Source organism: Lachnotalea sp. AF33-28 (assembly GCF_003477885.1).
Classification (GTDB): domain Bacteria; phylum Bacillota; class Clostridia; order Lachnospirales; family Lachnospiraceae; genus AF33-28.
This window is the reverse complement of record NZ_QUEE01000004.1, coordinates 167860-186632: the sequence shown is the minus strand read 5'-3', so window position 1 is coordinate 186632 and position 18773 is coordinate 167860. Positions and strand designations below refer to the sequence as shown.

At 51.3% G+C, this 18773-nt stretch carries 17 protein-coding genes, 1 tRNA gene and 1 pseudogene; 9 read left to right on the top strand and 10 right to left on the bottom strand.

All coding sequences use genetic code 11. The features are described 5' to 3' along the window. From DWZ56_RS07355 to DWZ56_RS07340, 4 genes are all read right to left on the bottom strand, one after another. Positions 1-927, bottom strand: coding sequence for a radical SAM protein (locus DWZ56_RS07355; RefSeq protein ID WP_118555743.1), 927 nt, complete (start codon positions 925-927; stop codon positions 1-3). 236 nt (positions 928-1163) lie between these two features. Further along, positions 1164-3068 carry an ABC transporter ATP-binding protein gene (locus DWZ56_RS07350; protein ID WP_118555742.1) on the bottom strand — a complete coding sequence of 635 codons (1905 nt, stop codon included), beginning with the start codon at positions 3066-3068 and terminating at the stop codon, positions 1164-1166. Between the two features lies 1 nt (position 3069). Beyond that, entirely contained in the window at positions 3070-5349 is a 2280-nt protein-coding gene (locus DWZ56_RS07345; RefSeq protein WP_118555741.1) for an ABC transporter ATP-binding protein, read from the bottom strand. Positions 5350-5412: 63 nt separating this feature from the next. Then, positions 5413-5865 (bottom strand): MarR family winged helix-turn-helix transcriptional regulator, encoded by a 453-nt coding sequence (locus DWZ56_RS07340; protein WP_118555740.1) that lies wholly within the window; start codon positions 5863-5865, stop codon positions 5413-5415. A gap of 262 nt (positions 5866-6127) precedes the next feature. On the opposite strand from DWZ56_RS07340, the gene DWZ56_RS07335 reads away from it, so the two are divergent. After that, the gene (locus tag DWZ56_RS07335) at positions 6128-6751 is read left to right on the top strand and encodes a CBS domain-containing protein (RefSeq protein ID WP_118555739.1); all 624 of its coding nucleotides are present in this window, start codon (positions 6128-6130) and stop codon (positions 6749-6751) included. A gap of 39 nt (positions 6752-6790) precedes the next feature. Here the strand turns inward: DWZ56_RS07335 and DWZ56_RS07330 are convergent, their stop codons facing one another. Further along, positions 6791-7414 carry a flavodoxin family protein gene (locus DWZ56_RS07330; protein ID WP_118555738.1) on the bottom strand — a complete coding sequence of 208 codons (624 nt, stop codon included), beginning with the start codon at positions 7412-7414 and terminating at the stop codon, positions 6791-6793. Between the two features lie 198 nt (positions 7415-7612). Here DWZ56_RS07330 and DWZ56_RS07325 point away from each other — a divergent pair. Continuing rightward, positions 7613-7684: transfer RNA gene (locus tag DWZ56_RS07325), tRNA-Gly, on the top strand. A 96-nt stretch (positions 7685-7780) separates the two neighbouring features. Here DWZ56_RS07325 and DWZ56_RS07320 read toward each other — a convergent pair. The 3 genes and pseudogenes from DWZ56_RS07320 to DWZ56_RS07310 all read right to left on the bottom strand — a co-directional run. Next, a pseudogene (locus DWZ56_RS07320) lies at positions 7781-8323 on the bottom strand (permease); the annotation flags it as partial. A gap of 12 nt (positions 8324-8335) precedes the next feature. Continuing rightward, the gene (locus DWZ56_RS07315; RefSeq protein ID WP_118555736.1) at positions 8336-8650 is read right to left on the bottom strand and encodes an ArsR/SmtB family transcription factor; all 315 of its coding nucleotides are present in this window, start codon (positions 8648-8650) and stop codon (positions 8336-8338) included. A gap of 106 nt (positions 8651-8756) precedes the next feature. Next, the gene (locus DWZ56_RS07310; protein WP_118555735.1) at positions 8757-9581 is read right to left on the bottom strand and encodes a MerR family transcriptional regulator; all 825 of its coding nucleotides are present in this window, start codon (positions 9579-9581) and stop codon (positions 8757-8759) included. An 87-nt stretch (positions 9582-9668) separates the two neighbouring features. Here DWZ56_RS07310 and DWZ56_RS23440 point away from each other — a divergent pair, with 87 nt between their 5' ends. The 4 genes from DWZ56_RS23440 (at position 9669) to DWZ56_RS07290 (ending at position 12689) form a co-directional block, all read left to right on the top strand. Continuing rightward, positions 9669-10832 (top strand): GNAT family N-acetyltransferase, encoded by a 1164-nt coding sequence (locus tag DWZ56_RS23440; protein ID WP_118555734.1) that lies wholly within the window; start codon positions 9669-9671, stop codon positions 10830-10832. Between the two features lie 34 nt (positions 10833-10866). Then, a complete protein-coding gene (locus tag DWZ56_RS07300; protein ID WP_158584490.1) occupies positions 10867-11763 on the top strand; it encodes a LysR family transcriptional regulator in 897 nt (298 codons plus the stop codon). A 12-nt stretch (positions 11764-11775) separates the two neighbouring features. Then, the gene (locus DWZ56_RS07295) at positions 11776-12213 is read left to right on the top strand and encodes a DUF523 domain-containing protein (protein ID WP_118555732.1); all 438 of its coding nucleotides are present in this window, start codon (positions 11776-11778) and stop codon (positions 12211-12213) included. Between the two features lie 140 nt (positions 12214-12353). Next, positions 12354-12689, top strand: coding sequence for a cyclic-di-AMP receptor (locus DWZ56_RS07290; RefSeq protein ID WP_118555731.1), 336 nt, complete (start codon positions 12354-12356; stop codon positions 12687-12689). 143 nt (positions 12690-12832) lie between these two features. On the opposite strand, the gene DWZ56_RS07285 is transcribed toward DWZ56_RS07290, so the two are convergent. Further along, positions 12833-14221 carry an RsmF rRNA methyltransferase first C-terminal domain-containing protein gene (locus DWZ56_RS07285; protein ID WP_118555730.1) on the bottom strand — a complete coding sequence of 463 codons (1389 nt, stop codon included), beginning with the start codon at positions 14219-14221 and terminating at the stop codon, positions 12833-12835. Between the two features lie 212 nt (positions 14222-14433). Here DWZ56_RS07285 and DWZ56_RS07280 point away from each other — a divergent pair, with 212 nt between their 5' ends. The 3 genes from DWZ56_RS07280 (at position 14434) to DWZ56_RS07270 (ending at position 16843) form a co-directional block, all read left to right on the top strand. Then, complete coding sequence (locus DWZ56_RS07280) at positions 14434-14940, top strand: flavin reductase family protein (RefSeq protein WP_118555729.1); 507 nt, start codon at positions 14434-14436, stop codon at positions 14938-14940. A gap of 68 nt (positions 14941-15008) precedes the next feature. Next, positions 15009-15923: a DUF4474 domain-containing protein gene (locus DWZ56_RS07275; protein ID WP_118555728.1), complete on the top strand. Its 915-nt coding sequence runs from the start codon at positions 15009-15011 to the stop codon at positions 15921-15923. Continuing rightward, positions 15923-16843, top strand: coding sequence for a metallophosphoesterase (locus DWZ56_RS07270; RefSeq protein WP_118555727.1), 921 nt, complete (start codon positions 15923-15925; stop codon positions 16841-16843). Before DWZ56_RS07275 ends, DWZ56_RS07270 begins: the two co-directional genes overlap by 1 nt. On the opposite strand, the gene ftsH is transcribed toward DWZ56_RS07270, so the two are convergent. Beyond that, positions 16818-18644, bottom strand: coding sequence for an ATP-dependent zinc metalloprotease FtsH (gene ftsH, locus DWZ56_RS07265; protein ID WP_118555726.1), 1827 nt, complete (start codon positions 18642-18644; stop codon positions 16818-16820). The two genes, DWZ56_RS07270 and ftsH, sit on opposite strands and share 26 nt — an antisense overlap. Between the last annotated feature and the right edge of the window lie 129 nt (positions 18645-18773).

Below are 18773 nucleotides of genomic sequence, written 5' to 3'. Positions count from 1 at the left end.
TCATACTCCTTCATTGTCAAATTCCGGTATAAAGCTTTCTGATGCGGTCCCGCCTTCCTGGATAAATCCGTTCTCCACACCCAGGCTGATGGCGTAATCCACCAGTTCATCATATTCCTTCTCTGCCACGCGTCGGTTTAACTCCGGGAAATGTTCAAAATGCTTTACCGGTGTGTATTGGTTCATGATGCTGATGTATATAGTATCCCCATAAGTTCGGTACAGATATTCCACGACCTTTTTTGAATCAGCCAGGCCTCCCGGAAGCAGCAGATGGCGCACGATCACTCCGCGGCGCATGATGCCCCGGCCGTCAAAGACCGGCACGGGCTGCTGCCGCACCATCTCTGCGAGAGAAAGCCTGGCCCAGACGGAATAGTCCGGCGCGCCTGAATAGTCCCTGCCCGCCTGTTCCGACATGTATTTAAAGTCCGGAAGCCATACGTCCACGATGCCTTCGTACAGGCGGAGTGTTTCGGGACGCTCGTATCCTCCCAGGTTACAGACGATGGGTATGCTAAGGCCCTGCTCTTTCGCGCGGGACACCGCTTCGATGACCTTAGGAGTATAATGGGTAGGCGTCACCAAATTGATGTTTTCCGCGCCCTTTTGCTGCAGTTCCAGAAATATTTCGCCAAGGCGCTCTGTGCTGATGATTTTCCCGGATTTCCCGCCGGATATGGCCTGGTTCTGACAGTAGATGCAGCCAAGGCCGCAGCCGGAAAAGAAGACGGTGCCGGAACCGCCCTCGCCGGTGATGCAGGGTTCTTCCCACATGTGGAGCGCGGCTCTGGCGACGGTGAGATCGGCCGATGCGTGGCAGCGGCCTGTCCGGCCGGCGGTGCGGTCGACGCGGCAGAGGCGGGGACAGAGGGTACAGGAGGTCAGGAGGGATTGGGGTGAGGGTGAGGGTGAGATTGAAGGCATGGGGATGGCTCCTTTTTGTTTCGGGGTTTTTAGGTATTATAGCATGAGGGGGGCGGGATTGGTAGTGGAAAACGCACTGTTGGTGCGGGAACTGGTGGCTGCCCGCTGGCCCGCAGTGCGCTCGATTCCGCTGCGCTCCATCTCGCTGTAGTGCTTCGCACTATGGGAATAGAACGATGGAAGGGGACGCTTGTGCGAGCACAGCGTCCCCTTCCATCGTTCTATTCCCGCACTGCTCATGCGGTTTCTTCAAATTGTGAATTATACAGCCCTGCGTAAAATCCGTTCTGTTTCATTAAGTCTTCGTGATTGCCTTGCTCGATGATATCTCCGTCTTTCATTACCAGAATCAGGTCGGCGTCGCGGATCGTGGAGAGCCGGTGGGCTATGATGAAACTGGTGCGGCCTTTCATCAGATTGTCCATGGCTTTCTGTATCCGGATCTCGGTTCTGGTGTCGACGGAACTGGTCGCTTCATCCAGGATCAATACTTTATTGTCCGCCAGTATCGCTCTCGCGATGGTCAGCAGCTGCTTCTGGCCCTGGGATACGTTGCTCGCTTCTTCGTTGAGCTCCATCTGATAGCCTCCGGGCAGCGTCTGGATGAAATGATGGGCGTGTGCCGCTTTGGCTGCCTGGATCACTTCCTCATCCGTCGCATTAAGCCTTCCATACCGGATGTTCTCCATGATTGTTCCTTTAAACAGCCAGGTGTCCTGAAGCACCATGCCGAAGGCTTCCCTTAGCTGTCTTCTGTCAAAATCTTTGATGTTGTGGCCGTCCAGCAGGATCGCGCCGCTGTTGACATCGTAAAATCTCATCAGCAGCTTCACCATCGTGGTCTTGCCTGCGCCGGTTGGACCGACGATAGCAATCTTCTGCCCGGGCTTTATATCCGCACTGAAATCATTGATGATGATCTTATCCGGATAATAGCCGAAATGAACATGGTCAAAACGTACCTCTCCGACAATATCCTTCGCCGTCACATTTCTCTTTACCGTTTCTCTTGTGCCGTCCTCGCGGGTAACCGTCTCTTGCAGCATTGCGTGCTCGGCCGCTTCCTGATCCTCTTCCGGCTCTTCTAAAAATTCAAACACACGCTCAGCCGCGGCTGCCGTGGACTGCAGCATGTTGGAAACCTGCGCGATCTGCGTCACCGGCTGGGTGAACTGGCGCACATACTGGATAAAGGACTGGATATCTCCGACCTCAATCACTTTCTTGATGTTTAAATATCCGCCGAGCGCCGCTACCGCCACATAGCCCAGGTTGCCCACAAAGGACATGATCGGCTGCATCATGCCGGACAAAAACTGGGATTTCCAGGCGGACTGATACAGGATTTCATTCGTATCTTCAAATTCTTTGGATACAGCGGCCTCGCGGTTAAAAAGCTTCACCACATTGTGTCCGCCGTACACTTCCTCCACCTGGCCGTTTACATGTCCAAGGTATTCCTGCTGATCCTTGAAATATTTCTGGGAATGCTTTACGATGAAGCCGATCAGCGCCGCGGATATCGGCAGGATTAAGAGGGCTACCAGTGTCATCAGCGGGCTGATACTGATCATCATGATAAATACGCCCACCAGCGTGGTGATGGATGTAATCAGTGTCGTGATGCTCTGGTTTAAGCTCTGTCCCAGCGTATCCACATCGTTGGTGATTCTGGAGAGGACTTCACCGTAGGTTCTCGTATCATAATAATTCATGGGCAACCGGTTGATCTTCTCGGACAGGTCCTTCCGAAACCGGAAGGTCATCTTCTGAGTCACGCCGGTCATGATCCAGTGCTGCGCCCAGGACAGTACCGCGCTGACCACATACAGGCCGAGCAGTATCAGAAGTATCCTGCCGATCGCTTCAAAATCAATGCCTGCGCCTCCGTTTACCTTATCCACCAGACCGTTAAATATCTGTGTGGTGGCTTTGCCCAGCACTTTCGGCCCTATGATGGAAAATACGGTGCTGCCTGCGGCGAAGATCATCACGAAGATCACAGCAATCTTATATTTGCCGACATGCTTTAACAGTTTCCGGATCGTTCCTTTAAAATCCTTGGCCTTTTCTCCGGGCATCATTCCTCTTCCGCCGCCCATGGGGCCGTGGCCTCTGCGCATCGGTCTTGTCTCTGCCATATCAGTCTACCTCCTTCGCTTCGTCTACTCCGGTCTTACCTTCCAGCTCCTTTGCGGATAACTGGCTCATGGCGATCTGGCGGTATACCTCATTGTCCTTTAACAGCTCCTCATGAGTTCCCATTCCCACAATCCTGCCTTCATCCAGCACCAGGATCTTCTCCGCATGGATGATCGTGCTGATTCTCTGTGCCACAATGATTACCGTGCTCTCCGCCACCGCGCTCTTTAACGCCTTGCGCAGCGCTATATCCGTCTTGTAGTCCAGAGCGGAAAAACTGTCGTCAAATACGTAGACCTTCGGATTTTTGGCAATGGCCCGTGCGATGGAAAGCCTCTGCTTCTGGCCGCCGGATACGTTGGTTCCGCCCTGTGCGATGGGGCTGTCATACTTCTCCGGTTTTTCTTCAATGAAATCAGCCGCCTGAGCGATTCTCGCCGCTTCAGCGATCTGCTGATCCGCAGCGTCCTCTGCTCCGAATCTTAAGTTTGAGGCGATGGTTCCCGAGAACAGCACGCCTTTCTGCGGCACATAGCCGATTTCTTCTCTTAGATCGTGCTGGGTCAGATCGCGGATATCCACGCCGTCCATCGTAATGCTGCCCTTCGTCACATCATAGAGCCTGGGGATCAGCTGTACCAATGTGGATTTACCGCTGCCGGTACTGCCGATGATGGCCGTCGTCTCCCCCGGTTTTGCCGTGAAGTCGATATCCTCCAGCACATCTTCATCCGCATTGGGGTAACGGAAGGACACATGGTTGAAACGGATCTCCCCTTTCCCTTTAAGAGGAACCGCCCTGGCGTTCTGCTTATCGCGGATTTCCGGATCTGTTTTCAGTATTTCATCAATACGTTCCGCAGATACCGCAGCTCTGGGAAGCATTATGGAAATCATCGTGATCATTAAAAATGCCATGACAATCTGCATCGTATAAGTGATAAACGCCATCATATCGCCAACCTGCAGATTTCCCAGATCTATGCCGTGGGCGCCGACCCAGACAATCAAAACCGTAATGCCGTTCATAATCAGCATCATTGCCGGCATCATAAAAGACATGGCTCTGTTGGTAAACAGCTGCGTCTTCATCAAATCCTTATTGGCGGCATCAAAGCGCTCTTCTTCGTGCTTCTCTCTGCTGAAGGCGCGGATTACAGGGATACCGGTCAGGATTTCCCTGGCCACCAGATTCAGCCGGTCCACCAGCTTCTGCATCATCTTAAACTTCGGCATCGCCACCGCCATCAGCACCATCACCAGGCAGAAGATGGTTCCCACCGCTACGGCGATAATCCAGGTCATCGAGGTGTTTGTCTGCAGCACCTTAATAATGCCTCCGATTCCGATGATGGGCGCATATGCAACCATCCTTAGAAGCATTACCGTCACCATCTGGATCTGCTGAATATCGTTGGTGCTTCTTGTAATCAGGGAAGCGGTGGAGAATTTATCCATCTCACCGTTGGAAAAACCGATCACCTTATGGAAAACCCGGTTGCGCAGGTCACGGCCGGTCCTTGCCGCCGCCCTGGCTGCCAAAAGTCCCACCAGAACGCTGACCACCATGCCAAGCAGTGCCAGGCCAAGCATCTTCACGCCGGTCTTTCCCAGATAGTTCATCTGATAGTGATCCACATCCACTCCCAGTGCGATGTATTCCGACTTCACAAAGCTCACCGCCATCTGCTTTGCCATGGTATCGGAAACGCCCTGCATCTCTTCCTGTATGCCCGCCTTCATCTGATCCATCGCTTCCTGCGGCAGCATCATGAGCACCTCGAAGATATTATCCACAGCCGCCGGGTCCATGCCCATCCCTGACAGCATCGCATCTCTCATCTGCACCGCTTCTGCGCCGTCCGATGAAAACAGCAGCATCATCATTTCCGCAGGAGTCATGAGCGTGCCAAGCTCCTCCAGCTCCTCTTGGGAGAGGTGATTTCTCACATAGATGTCCTCCGCTGCTGCAGCCGGATATTTCTTTACATATGCGCTGTAATCGTTCTCCGTCATGCTGTCCTTAGAGACCAGCTTATAGTCAGCCTCCATCCGGGCGGCCTCTTCATCGGTCAAAAACAGCTTCATATGCTCCAGTGTGGATGCCCTGACTGCTTCCGGAGCGGCTGTTTCAATACCGCCGGACTGGATGCCCACATCCACGATGTCAGAGGTGTACTGGGGCAGCGCCAGCTCACAGTTTGCCTGTATCACCAGCAGGGCCAGAATTGCCACAATCGCTAACCAAGATTCTTTTGCAAACTTGATAATCTTAACCATACTATACTCCTTTGAACTCCTCTCTAATGTCATGTAAACAGGCTGTTATAAAAGGCCGGGACATCACATTGCCGATATGATGTCATAAAGCTTCGTCAAAAGCCTTGTAAATTCCTTCACATCCTCTTCGCCCATCTGTTCCATCACGCGCATCATCATCTCCACCGAATGGTTCATCACACATTTAAGCATGCCTTCCCCCGCAGGTGTCAGCTTCAGATACACGACTCTGCGGTCATTCGGGCTCATGATCCGCTCAATCAATCCCTTCCTCTCCATGGAACCCAGCACTCTTGACACTGCCGGCATTCTCATATTCATGAGACCTGCGATCTCCGAAACCATAACGGCCGGCTCTTCCTCTCCGCTCTCACGCTTTTCCATCAGTTTCTCTTTAATCGCTCCTAAAATGTAGAACTCCGCCTGCGGAATATCACCGACGATCCGGTGTTTCCTGTTCATCTGCCGGAATTTGCCCAATGCTGTCAGCAATTCCTTCGCAGTCTGTTCATCCACTTCTTCACCCCCAGCCGGGCGGCCGAGGCCGTCCAATTACTTAACATCAGAAATAGTTAACATTGTTAATTATTTCTGATGGGAACTTTTTTTATTATATTCCAATCAAATTTTTTGTCAATGCACTTCATATAATTTTTATAATTAATTCAGATTTCAGACTTTTCTTCCATTTTACTGTTATATTTTTCATATTTCGTGTATAATAGAAGTATCTACATACCACAGACCGTAAATACAGATTTAAGGAGGAAAAAGCCACATGTTAGTAAAAGCCATTATGGTGCCGTCCAACCAGCTGCACTGCATATCCGTCAATGATACGCTTGACGCTGCATTGAGCTTAATTGAGAACAACCGCCTGCTGTCCCTGCCCGTCGTGGATGGCAAGGATTTTGTCGGTGTTTTGTCCAAGCAGTATGTATATGAGTACTATTTCCGGGAATATGAGGGGACAAAGGAAGACTTTCTGAAAAAGAAAGTAAAGGAATTCATAAAGACACAGATCATGACCATCGATAAAAATGTAACCATCGAGGAAGCCGCCGCCATATTTATCACCTCAAAAATACGTTTTATTCCGATCACGGATAAGCACAATGAACTTCTGGGTATCGTAACCCATCAGGCGATCTTTAAGGAATACCAGAAGCTCTTCGGTGACAAGGGGAACGCGCTGACCATATATACCTATGATTTTAAGGGGACTCTGGCGCAGATTGCCAAGAACATAGCGAAAGCCGGCGGCAATATCAAAAATGTCGTTTCCAGAGATACCGATGTGATGGGGCTGCAGGAAGTCTATATCCGGGTGGAAACAGATAACTTTAAGAAAGTCGTCCGCATGCTGCGTGAAAAGGGATTCGATGTGAGAAGTGCGGAATAGATTGAAAGGGAAGGCCTCACGAGTCTTCCCTTTCGTCTGTTACCGTATAAAATTCGTCCGCTCAAATGCCTCAGGCACAGGCGGCTCAATCCCCGCCTGCCGGCCCGCCTCAATGGATTTTAGCAGCCAGGCCATGTTTCTTCCCAGAGTACGCATGATCTGCAGCCCTTCCAGATCCTGTGCGACTTCCTCCGGCGTGTTCCCATGAACCATGTTCCAATATTGGGAAGATACCACCGGCATGCCGGAGATCATCAGATATTTATTCAGCTGATCCAGCGCTGCCGTCGTCCCGGCTCTCCTGGCGGATACGACGCACGCCCCCGGCTTATGGGCAAATACCTTTCCCGCATAAAACAGGCGGTCCATCAATGCCGTCATTGCGCCGTTGGCAGAAGCATAGTACACAGGCGATCCAAAGATGAATCCGGCCGCATCCTCCGCTTTAATGATAATGCGGTTTACAATATCATCGTCAAAGACACAGCGGTTTTCAAGCTGCCTGCACTTTCCGCATGCGATGCAGCCCCGAATGGGCGCAGTGCCGATGGAGACGATCTCTGTTTCTATCCCCTCTTCCTTCAGCACCTTTTCCGCCTCCGCTAATGCGGTATAGGTGCATCCCCTCGCATGGGGGCTGCCGTTTATCAGTAATACTTTCATTTCTGCTTCGCTTCCTTTCCTGCATGTATGTCTAAAGTATAACACAGGTCTGCATCTGTGAAAAGTAACAGCCATGTTACTGCTTGATCGCCGCCCGTGAAATGTACACTGATTTTTACTGAATTTTTTTTTAAAAAGCAGTTGACAAAACCCCATCCTTATAGTATTATAATGCATGTGCTCAAGAACAGAGCAGATGCGCGAGTGGCTCAGTGGTGGAGTATCGCCTTGCCAAGGCGAGGGTCGCGGGTTCGAATCCCGTCTCGCGCTTTTTTTTATTTGTAAAAAGAGTCAAATACGGCGCACATCCTTTTATTGGATGTGCGCCGTACTTTTACTGAAACCTAAAACCCGCGCCCGTAATATTTCAACCACTTCCTCTGCCTTGAGAACTCTCCCGTAAGCAACTACCCTGCCATCAACCACTAATGCCGGAGTAGACATTACTCCATAGGCGGCAATCTGCCAGCCAAAGATACTCATTAACAGTACAAGCGAACCCAGATCAACCATAGAGGACGAAATCAGAAACGAGAACGTGACCCCGACAGGCAGGCCCGCACTTGTAAAGCCCATAAAAATAGGAATAGATGAGCAGGAACAGAATGGGGTGACCGTTCCCAGCAATGCTGCCGCTGAATTCGCCGCAATACCGCTAAAACGTCCCAGAATTTTTCTGGTGCGCTCCGGCGGAAAATAACTCTGAATATATGAAATAAGAAAGATTAAAACCGAAAGCAATACGAATATTTTGATTGTATCATAAATAAAAAACTGTAAGCCTCCGCCGGCAATACCATCCAAATCCAGGCCGAGCGTCTCAAGACCTTTTCCGATTAATGCATTAAGCCATTTCATTCCAAGAATCTGATCCTGGAAAAACAGCCATATGGATCTTATCGCTTCCATAAATCCCCCTCTCTATTGTCCGCAGCCGCTGGAAACGCTATCCTCGTCCTGGTATCGGCAAGTCAGTATTTTCAGCAATTCTCCTGCATATTTACTGCCGCTTTCACTTATGGAATAATACGTCCATTTTCCTTCTTTCCGGCCGACTACCACTCCTGATTCACAAAGTATTTTCATATGGTGAGACAGTGTGGACTGGCCGATCTGCAGTTCATCCAACAATTTGCAGGCACATTTTTCGCCGGTACTCAGCATTTCCAAAATCCGGAGGCGGTTTACATCACAAAAGGCTTTAAATACCTTTGCATCCTCTGAATGATTTCTCATGTTCTTTACCTCACATCTATATTTTTCGATATAGCAATACACCTTATATCGATTTTTGTCAATATGTAAAAAACAAATACAATGAGATTTTCTCTTCCCCTTTCCGTCAGGAAATGATTACAGGGATCTCAATCCTTGTGATATAATCCTCCATCGTATCAATGACTGTCTCATTGATCCCCATCTCATAAGCCCACCCGGTCAGTGTTAATCCCTGTTTGTCCGCATAATGAAGCAGCTGTTCGTAGCGGGCGGGAAGTTTGTCCCAGCTGCCTTTGCAGTAAGCCCTAAGATAGGTTCCTCCTGGCTGTCTGTGAAGTCCCCTGGATGGCAGGGCATGCGGGATCTTCATAAAAAGCTTTGTGTAATTCTCAAACTTTCCCGCATACAGATCCGCTGCGGCGATCATGGAGCCGTATGAGGCATTATACATGCGGGGCAGGTTGTATTTTTTTATTTCACCCACCATCATCTCTATCTCTTTTTCAAACGGCAGGCCGGGAGCTGTCTCCACAGTCACCAAATATTCCTGTTTTTTCTCCACAACGCTGATTTCAGATACATCCAGATTAAGAAGTGAAAGCATATCCTGCCGATTAAGGGACAGCGTCCTGCGTATCGCCTTCAGCCGTGCTATGCTGCGGTCTGCCTCCCCGATCTGGGCCTGCATCAGCTGCTCCATGCCGACAGCGGAACGGTTTTCCATAAAGGCCCGTATCTCATTCAGCGGCACATTCAGATCGCGGAGCATCAGAATCGTTTCCAGCAGCGAGCTCTGATAGTAATTATAATATCTGTATCCGTTCTCTTCATCTATGGCCGCCGGCCTAAACAGCCCGATCTCGTCATACCACATCAGTGTCTTTTTATTGATTCCGTGCAGGGCGGCAAACTGCCCAATTGTAAATAAAGTTTTTTTTGCTGCCGGCATATTCAATTCCCCCTTGACTGTTCAGTAACTGTACGGTTTATTATAATATACACCAAGGACAAAGGCAAGAGAAGGAGGAGGATACCCATGCATCTGACACATAAAACCATCCATTCATCCATGCAGGACTTTCAGGAAGTAAAGGCGTTAAAAGACAGGGCTTTTCCTAAGAATGAACAAATTCCCATGAAGCTGCTGCTACTGTGGGCCAGGCGGTCCTGCGCCAGGTTCACCGCCTATTATGACGGCAGCGCTTTCTGCGGCATGACCTATACCGTGCAGAACAGGGAAGCGGTATTTGTCCTGTATCTGGCGGTCAATGACCGTATGCGCTCTAAGGGGTACGGCAGCGCCATTTTGCGGGAGTTAAAAGCCCTCAATCCCGGCAAGACTATCCTGTTAAACGTGGAACCGGCGGACGAAGCAGCGGATAACTTCCCGCAGCGTCTGCGCCGGATCAACTTTTACAAAAAAAACGGATTTTACGAGACTGGTTACAGAATTGCGGATAAGCGGGACAACTATGATATCCTGTCAACCTCCAATAAATTCTCTGTCAGCTCTTATCAGGATCTGTTAAAACAATTCTCTTTCGGCCTCTACCGCCCGCGGGTGCACCGAATCCGGAAAGGGACCTATTTCAGAGAATACCGTGAACAGGACAGCGCCGTGCTGGAAGACATCGTGAGAATGACCTGGCATTACGATGCGCTCTGCAGTCCGAAAACGGCGGCGAGGCTGGCAAAGGTTTATCTTAGCAGCTGTCTGGCGAACCAGACCTATACACAGGTGGCCTTAATCGACGGCGTGCCGGCCGGCATCATTATGGCCCGCAGCATAAAGCAGCACCGCTGTCCGCTGTATCTGCGCGCAAAGATGACCGCTGCCGTCATATCCCTGTATCTCTCCCGCGAAGGCCGCGCCGTCGCCAAACTATTCGGCTGTGTGAACGGCATTGACAAAGACCTGTTAAAGCAATGCGGCAGGAATTATCAGGGCGAACTGGCTTTTTTCGCAGTCAATGAAAAATACCGAGGCAAAGGCATCGGCAGACAACTGTTTCAAAAGGCGTCCGAATATATGCGCGGTCAGGGAATCAGCGAATTCTTTCTGTTTACCGATACCAGCTGTAACTATCCGTTCTATGAGCATCAGGGGATGATACGGCGCGGTGAAAGGGATCATACCTTTCGGGTGAAAAATCAGACGGGAAAAATGACCTTTTTTATATATGACTGTATCTGCAGCTGAAATCTGTGCTATGATAGAGGCGGAGGTAACAAAGATGTCCGTAAACTTCGATCATTACAAGATATTTTATTATGTGGCCAAATACCAGAATATCACATTTGCCGCGGATCTCTTATTTCTGTCCCAGCCTACCGTCAGCCGCTGTATACAGAACCTGGAGGCCGAAACCGGCTGCCGGCTCTTTGACCGCTCCAAAAAGGGCGTCTCTCTGACGCCGGAGGGCCGTATACTCTATCAGTATGTGTCCCGGGCCTGCGATCAGCTTTTCGCGGCGGAAAAAGAGCTCGAAAGCTACCGCAGCATGTCGGAGGGAAATATCCGCATCGGCTCCAGCGAGATGACCATGCACAACTTCCTGCTGCCCTGCCTGGAGCGTTTTCACAGCGAATACCCGGGCGTTAAGCTCCAGATCTCCACCTATACCACTCCCCGGGCCCTGGAGGCCCTAAAAGAAGGCATGATTGACTTTGCCGTCATTACTTCTCCCATGAGTGCGGAATCCCGTTTCACGGTGCAGAATCTGAGCTGTTTTCAGGATATCGCGGTGGCGGGCACACAGTTTAAGGAACTCGAAGGCCGGCCGGTTTCCCTGCAGGAGCTCACCGGCTATCCGATGATCTGTCTGGAATCCTTCACTTCCACCAGGCAGTTTCTGAATCATTTTTTCTCCACCTGCGGCTGCCTGCTAAGTCCCGATGTGGAACTGGCCACCACAGATCTGGTGGTGCCGGTGGTGAAGCGCAATCTGGGCATCGGCTTTGTTCCCGAAGGCTTTGCCGCCGAAGAACTGGCCAGAGGAAACATCTTTAAAATCGACCTTAGGGAACAGATTCCATCCCGCTATATCTGTGCGGTGACCGACCATACGCGCCCGCAGTCGGAAGCGGGCCGCCGTTTTCTGGACATGCTGCCGGCTTCACAGATGCATTAGGAGGTGCAAACAATGAACATACTGGTAAGCGCCTGTCTGCTGGGCGTTAACTGCCGCTATAACGGCACCGGAGGGCTTAGAGAAGAGCTCCTCAAACTGATGACTGCACACAGCCTGATTCCCATTTGCCCGGAACAGCTGGGCGGGCTGCCCACGCCGCGCCCTCCCGCAGAATGCAGGAGCGGACGGGTAATCACTGATGAGGGAAACGATGTGACCACTGCCTTTCAAACGGGAGCCTGTGAAGCGCTAAAGCTGGCCAGGCTGTATTCCTGTCATTACGCAATCCTCAAGGAAAGGAGCCCGTCCTGCGGGTCCGGCAGGATTTATGACGGCACCTTTTCCGGCGCCCTGACTTATGGGGACGGCATAACCGCCGCACTCCTAAAAAGCCATGGAATCCGTGTATTCGGCGAATCGGAAATCAGTGATCTGAAAAGACTGTTGTAAGCGGATGTGCTGTCAGACAAAGGTCTTACTTTTTGCCGCATTAACATAATATTTACTTGTTTCACCGCCTTATAAATGGTATACTATTATCAATCATATTGAATAAAACAGTCATTAAAAGCGGAAAGAAGGTAACGATTATGAAAATGATCTATGCGATTGTCCACAGCGAGGATGGCAATATCGTCACAGAAGAGCTCACCAAGAAGCAGTTCAGCGTTACAAAGCTGGCCACTACCGGCGGTTTTCTTAGAAAGGGCAACACCACTCTGATCATCGGTACGGAAGCGGAACGCGTGCAGGAAGCGATCGCGGTGATACGCAAGGAGTGCGGTGAACGCCAGCACATCAATTACAATATTCCCTATACCGGAGCAACTACAAATATCGCAGGTGCCAACTTCGTTCCCGTCACCGTGGATGTGGGCGGAGCTACCATCTTTGTTCTGGACGTAGAGCACTACGAGAAAGTATGAATAAGAATCCCGCTCACAGTGCGATCCTTAACGGAGCGCTTTTTGTTCAATAGTTCGTGTTTTCTTATTGGAATCAAATAAACCGGCCGGTAACAAGGGGCTGCCACACTAAAATAGTGCAAAGCCCCTTGTTACCGGCCAATTTATTTGACCGAACGGAGCAGGTTTTTCCTAAGCCCTTTTGGATAATGGTTCTTCATAATCGCGCCTGAGAGCTTTCCCCAGCCCAGGCTATAGCCGTCAACGGTGATCAGGTACCATCCCCGCCCCTCGCAGGCCGGTATGGCTTCCCCGTTTATATAGGCTGTTGTCCTCTTATCTGCGCTCTCCAGATTCAAAATATTCGCCGCCTGACCGGCTCTCATCGACAGAGCCAGCGCATGGGAAGGTTCAAACCGGTTCTTTTTAAGAGTTCCCAGATGCAGTCCAGGCCGCAGCACCTTAAGCCCCTTAAGCGAGGGGGTGGTTTGAGGCACCAGATACAGCTGATCTCCAAACGTCAGGCAGATGCCTTCCGGCGCATACTGAAGATACTGCCTCTTAAACCCCAGATAATCCGGAAAATCTGTCTCCGGCATCCCCTCCTTAAAAGCGGAAGCCGCCTCCGGCATCCCTGGCGCGTCTCCCCCCGTCTTTTCAAAAACAGCGATAAAATGTCCCTCTCCCCTCACATGATGAGGCCACAGCCTAACGGTCTGTTCCAGCCCTTCTGCCGGGCCGTCCGCCCATTCCGGGCAACCCGGATCAAACCCCGGCCACCGGTTAGCACAGGCCAGCGAAAACTCCCCATGGCGCCTTAGAAATCTGCAGGCCGTACCTTCATCTTCTTCCGGTGCAAAGGTGCAGGTGGAATACACCATCCTGCCGCCGGGCTCTAGCATGCCCGCGGCGTAGTCCAGTATCTCATCCTGTCTCGCCGCGCACAGCTTTACATTCGCCTCGCTCCACTGCTCACACGCCTCCGGATTCTTGCGGAACATTCCCTCGCCCGAGCACGGCGCATCCACCAGTATCCGGTCAAAATAATCCGTAAAGCGCTCCGCCAGCCTGTCCGGGCTCTCATTTGTGACTACTGCGTTTACAATCCCCATCCGCTCCACATTCTCCGACAGGATCTTCGCCCTGGCCGGATGTATCTCGTTGCTGATCAGGATTCCGCTGCCTTCCATGGCCGCCGCGATCTGGGTGCTCTTTCCGCCCGGAGCCGCGCACAGATCCAGCACACGCTGTCCCGGTTGTATATCCAGCTGTATAACAGCTGCCATCGCGCTGGGCTCCTGTATATAATAGACCCCCGCCTCATGATAGGGGTGTTTCCCCGGCTGGCTTGCGCTGTCATAATAAAATCCGCTTTGGCTCCACGGAATCGGTTCCAAAGAAAACGGAGCCCTCGTAAGAAAATCCGCCGCTGTCCCCTTCAGCGTATTCACACGCAGCCCCTGTATCCGGTCCTCTTTATAACTCTCAAGAAACGCCGGATATTCCTCCCCAAGCATATCCTGCATTCGTTCTGTAAATTTCTGCGGAAGCATACAATTCTTACTCCTGTTCTTATTATACTGAAGGTCCTGCCATTCGTGGCTTGCGTTCCTCATTAGTAAGGATACCATTTGGAATGCCAATCGGCAAGATATTTTATGCGGCTTTTGTGCGCTGCGCTTTGGGTTTATCGCACCTATAGCCATGCCCATCCGAATCTGCTATAATAGACACGAAAACCATTCAAATAACGGAGGTATTGATCATGGATCATTTCACAAAAATAACACCCGAAGAATATCAAAAAAGCCCCTTCCAAACCATAGGCAAGGAATGGCTGCTGATCACCGCAAAAAAAGATGGAAAGGTGAACACGATGACCGCATCCTGGGGAGGCCTTGGCATCCTGTGGGGCAGGCCTGTAGCCTACATCTTTATCCGTCCCCAGCGCTATACAAAGGAATTTGTAGATGCGTCCTCACACTTTTCCCTGTCCGTGCTCGGGGAGGAACACCGCAAAGCCTTAAACTATTTCGGCACCGTATCCGGCAGGGACGAGGACAAAATCGCGAAATCCGGTCTGAAGCTCTGTTATCAGGAGGATGTTCCCTGCTTTCAGGACGCCAATACCGTCTTCCTCTGCCGCAAGCTCTATGCCCAGCCCCTGAAGCCTGAATGCTTCACCGATGCTGCTGACGATGCGAAATGGTATCCGGAAAAGGACTATCATACCATGTACATCGCAGAAATTGAAGGAATTTATATGAAATAAAGTGTAACGGTTCCCCGATTGCGGCTGTTGCGAATATGATATAGTAAAAACAATCAGGGATCAATATTATGTATCCAATTCTCATATATTTTCTTATTTTCCTGCTAACGATCGCGGCGGCCTGTGCTGCTTATAACTTTTATCAGTCAAGGCATTCCGTTTCCTTGCCGTCACCGCAAAAGGCACTGTCGGATAAGGAAGCGGAGGATGCCTTAAACCGGGACCTGGCCCCCTTTGGCTTCGCATACAACGCCCGCCAGGATATCTTTTACTCTCTGAACGACTGCTGGCAGAGGGATTTCGGCTACTGCCGCCTCTACGACGAGGCATGTGCGCCGCTGGCCATGATCATTGACTGCGAACCGGTCTATTTTCCTTATAACGGAAAAGACTGGCTGATCGAATTCTGGAAAGGGCAGTACGGCCTGTGTACCGGGGCCGAAATCGGAGTATACCATAAGGAATCCGGAGATAGCAGCTCTCTTTTCCAAAGCGCTTCCGATGAAGAGCGGATGCCGATGACCTTTCGTCTCATGAAGGACGGCAAGACGCTGATTTACCGTCATGCGCTTCACTGGTGGCTGACCGCTTTTCTCCTGGGACAGTACTCGGAACCGGAAGATCTCACCATGGAAATTGAGATCACCTTCCCCTCCCTGGCCATGATGCAGGCCTTTGTCAACGGCCTTAAAGAGGCCGGATATGACACCATGGCGATTTCCTTAAACAGCTTCAGCGTCCGATTTATCTACGATACTCCAAAGACATCACAGCCTTACAGCCGCACACCCCTGATCACGGCCACGATGCAGCGGCACAACCGTCAAAACTGCGAGCTGTATCAACATCTGTCAGAAAACCTGACCGGCACTCCGGCCAGGATGGCATACCTGAAAGCGGAATTTCCTTCCCTCTACCGCAAGGCAATCGCGGTCGGAAGGCCAAGGGCCCTCTTTGAAAGCTATGACAAGGAGGAGTACTGATGTCCGTTTCCACGCGCATGTCCCAGGTGCTCTCACAGGCAAAACAGCTGCCCTATGACGCCTCTTCCCGCATTGTGCTGATGAGCGACTGCCATCGGGGGGACGGAACATGGAGCGATAACTTTCTGCGGAATCAAAACCTGTTCTTCGCCGCGCTGACCTATTATTATGATAGCGGATTTACCTATATCGAACTGGGAGACGGAGATGAATTGTGGGAAAACAGGAAGATGGCCCCGATCATAGCAAGCCACAGCGATGCATTCTGGCTTCTGTCGAGGTTTTACCAGGAAGGCCGATTTTACACGCTCTTCGGCAATCACGACATGGTGAAAAGGGATATGAACTACACGCGCTGCCACTGCGGTTCCTTCTACAATGAGAACAGCAGATGCCGCCATCCGCTGTTTCCGGAGCTTTCGGTGCCGGAAGGCATCCTGCTGACTTCGCGGGAAGGAGCGCCCTCCATTCTGCTGGTCCACGGGCACCAGGGAGATCTCATCAATGATACCTTCTGGAAGATCTCCCGTTTCCTGGTCCGCTATCTCTGGAAACCGCTGGAGCTCTTAGGTTTTAACGACCCCACAAGCGCAGCGCGCAATTACAGAAAAAAAGAAAACACCGAGCGCCATCTGGCCAGGTGGTGCGATGAGCACCAGCAGATCCTGGCGGCCGGCCACACACACCGGCCATCCTTTCCCCGGCCGGGGGAGGCGCCTTATTTCAATGACGGCAGCTGTGTGCACCCCCGCTGTATCACCGCCCTGGAAATCGTAAACAATCAGATCTGTCTTGTAAAATGGACGGTGATGACCAAAGAAAACCGGGACCTCTACGTGGGAAGAATGGTGTTGGAGGAGCCGGTCTCTCTGTTCGAATACGCAGGAAAAAGCACTACTGCCGGTTTAAAATCTCCATGAACTCTTCGCCGGTGATAGTCTCCTTCTCCAGCAGATAGGCCGCCAGCTCATGCAGCTTTTCCATGTTCTGGGCCAGTATGCCGGAAGCCTTTTCATGGGCGCTCTTAATCAGCCCTAAAACCTCTTCATCCACCCTGGCCGCCATATCCGCGGAACACATAAGTGCGGTGTCGCCGCCCAGATACTGGTTGGTAACGGTTTCTAAAGCCATCATGTCAAAATCTTTGCTCATGCCATATCTTGTGACCATGGCTCTGGCGATCTTTGTCGCCTGTTCGATATCGTTGGATGCGCCGCTTGTTATGGAACCGAAGATCAGTTCCTCAGCCGCGCGTCCGCCGGTCAGGGTGGCGATCTTGTTATACGCCTCTTCCCTGGACATCAGCGCCTTCTCCCCTTCATCCACCTGCATGGTGTAGCCTAAGGCGCCGGATGTTCTGGGGATGATCGTAATCTTGTGCACCGGGGCGGAATCGGTCTGTTTTGCCGCCACCAGCGCATGTCCGATTTCATGATAAGCGACAATCTGTTTTTCTTTGGGCGAAATCACCGCGTTCTTTCTCTGATAGCCCGCGATCACCACCTCCACGCTCTCTTCCAGGTCACTCTGATTTACAATGCTGCGCCCCATGCGCACGGCGCGCAGCGCCGCCTCATTGACGATGTTGGCCAGCTCCGCACCGGAAGCGCCGGAAGTCGCCCTTGCTATGGCATTGAAATCCACGTTGGAATCCAGCTTAACCTTCTTAGCATGAACCTTGAGGATCGCTTCGCGGCCTGCCAGATCCGGCAGCTCCACAGGAATCCTCCGGTCAAAACGGCCCGGACGCAGCAGCGCCTTGTCCAGTATCTCCGGCCGGTTGGTGGCCGCCAGCAGCATGACGCCCTTCCTCCCGTCAAAACCGTCCATCTCCGTGAGCAGCTGGTTTAAGGTCTGTTCGCGCTCATCATTGCCGCCCACGCCCTGACTGTCACGCTTTTTGCCTATGGTATCAATCTCATCTATGAAAACGATACAGGGAGCCTTTTCATTGGCCTGCTTAAACAGATCGCGCACTTTGGCCGCGCCCATGCCCACGAACATTTCCACAAATTCCGAACCGGAAATAGAGAAAAACGGCACTCCGGCTTCGCCTGCCACCGCCTTGGCCAGCAGCGTTTTACCGGTTCCGGGAGGGCCCACGAGCAGCGCTCCCTTTGGCATGCTGGCCCCGATATCCGCATACTTGCCCGGGTTGTGCAGAAAATCCACGATCTCAGTCAGCGCTTCCTTCGCTTCATCCTCTCCGGCTACATCCGCAAATTTGATGCCGGTGCTGGATTCCACATAGATTTTTGCGTTGCTCTTGCCAAAGGACATGGCTCCGGCGCCGCCGCCCATCTTTTTCATCATAAAGCGCGACAAAAGCTGGCCGATCAGCACAAAGAAAACGACGGGAAGAATCCAGCTCAGTATGAAATTAAGCAGCGGGGAAGGTTCCTTCACCACATTATTGGAAAAGTTGCTCACGCCCGCATCCATCAGGCGGTCGATCAGCTTTGGATCTTCAAACTTAACGGTTTTATAAATCTTCTCCTCTCCGGCCTCATCTTTTCCGATGAATGCCAGATATTCTCCGCTCTGCTGGACCTCGGCCACATCGCCCTTCTTCACCATATTCAGGAAGGTGCCGTAATCCACTTCCGTGATTTGCTGTTCCAGCACCTTCGGGAAAAACAGTGCATTTAACAGCATGATCGCCAGCAGCGCGATCAGATAATAAAATATCAGCGGTTTTTTGGGAGATTTCACTTCTTTCATACTCATTTTGCTCCTTTTCTTTATTGTAAAGCCTAAGCTGTAAACACTATCCTTATCTTAGTTCCAAACTCGTGCCTTGTAAATATCCATCTTCTAATCTTTTTGTTAAATTCGTATAATGAAATTCAG

What these genes read in the sequence shown, in the direction of transcription:
- DWZ56_RS07270 (WP_118555727.1), top strand. Translation starts at nt 15,923, where the DNA reads ATGTCCGTTTCCACGCGCATGTCCCAGGTGCTCTCACAGGCAAAACAG.
- DWZ56_RS07310 (WP_118555735.1), bottom strand. Translation starts at nt 9,581, where the DNA reads ATGCCGGCAGCAAAAAAAACTTTATTTACAATTGGGCAGTTTGCCGCC.
- DWZ56_RS07300 (WP_158584490.1), top strand. Translation starts at nt 10,867, where the DNA reads ATGTCCGTAAACTTCGATCATTACAAGATATTTTATTATGTGGCCAAA.
- DWZ56_RS07345 (WP_118555741.1), bottom strand. Translation starts at nt 5,349, where the DNA reads ATGGTTAAGATTATCAAGTTTGCAAAAGAATCTTGGTTAGCGATTGTG.
- DWZ56_RS07295 (WP_118555732.1), top strand. Translation starts at nt 11,776, where the DNA reads ATGAACATACTGGTAAGCGCCTGTCTGCTGGGCGTTAACTGCCGCTAT.
- DWZ56_RS07280 (WP_118555729.1), top strand. Translation starts at nt 14,434, where the DNA reads ATGGATCATTTCACAAAAATAACACCCGAAGAATATCAAAAAAGCCCC.
- DWZ56_RS07330 (WP_118555738.1), bottom strand. Translation starts at nt 7,414, where the DNA reads ATGAAAGTATTACTGATAAACGGCAGCCCCCATGCGAGGGGATGCACC.
- DWZ56_RS23440 (WP_118555734.1), top strand. Translation starts at nt 9,669, where the DNA reads ATGCATCTGACACATAAAACCATCCATTCATCCATGCAGGACTTTCAG.
- DWZ56_RS07315 (WP_118555736.1), bottom strand. Translation starts at nt 8,650, where the DNA reads ATGAGAAATCATTCAGAGGATGCAAAGGTATTTAAAGCCTTTTGTGAT.
- DWZ56_RS07350 (WP_118555742.1), bottom strand. Translation starts at nt 3,068, where the DNA reads ATGGCAGAGACAAGACCGATGCGCAGAGGCCACGGCCCCATGGGCGGC.
- DWZ56_RS07275 (WP_118555728.1), top strand. Translation starts at nt 15,009, where the DNA reads ATGTATCCAATTCTCATATATTTTCTTATTTTCCTGCTAACGATCGCG.
- DWZ56_RS07355 (WP_118555743.1), bottom strand. Translation starts at nt 927, where the DNA reads ATGCCTTCAATCTCACCCTCACCCTCACCCCAATCCCTCCTGACCTCC.
- DWZ56_RS07285 (WP_118555730.1), bottom strand. Translation starts at nt 14,221, where the DNA reads ATGCTTCCGCAGAAATTTACAGAACGAATGCAGGATATGCTTGGGGAG.
- DWZ56_RS07290 (WP_118555731.1), top strand. Translation starts at nt 12,354, where the DNA reads ATGAAAATGATCTATGCGATTGTCCACAGCGAGGATGGCAATATCGTC.
- DWZ56_RS07335 (WP_118555739.1), top strand. Translation starts at nt 6,128, where the DNA reads ATGTTAGTAAAAGCCATTATGGTGCCGTCCAACCAGCTGCACTGCATA.
- ftsH (WP_118555726.1), bottom strand. Translation starts at nt 18,644, where the DNA reads ATGAAAGAAGTGAAATCTCCCAAAAAACCGCTGATATTTTATTATCTG.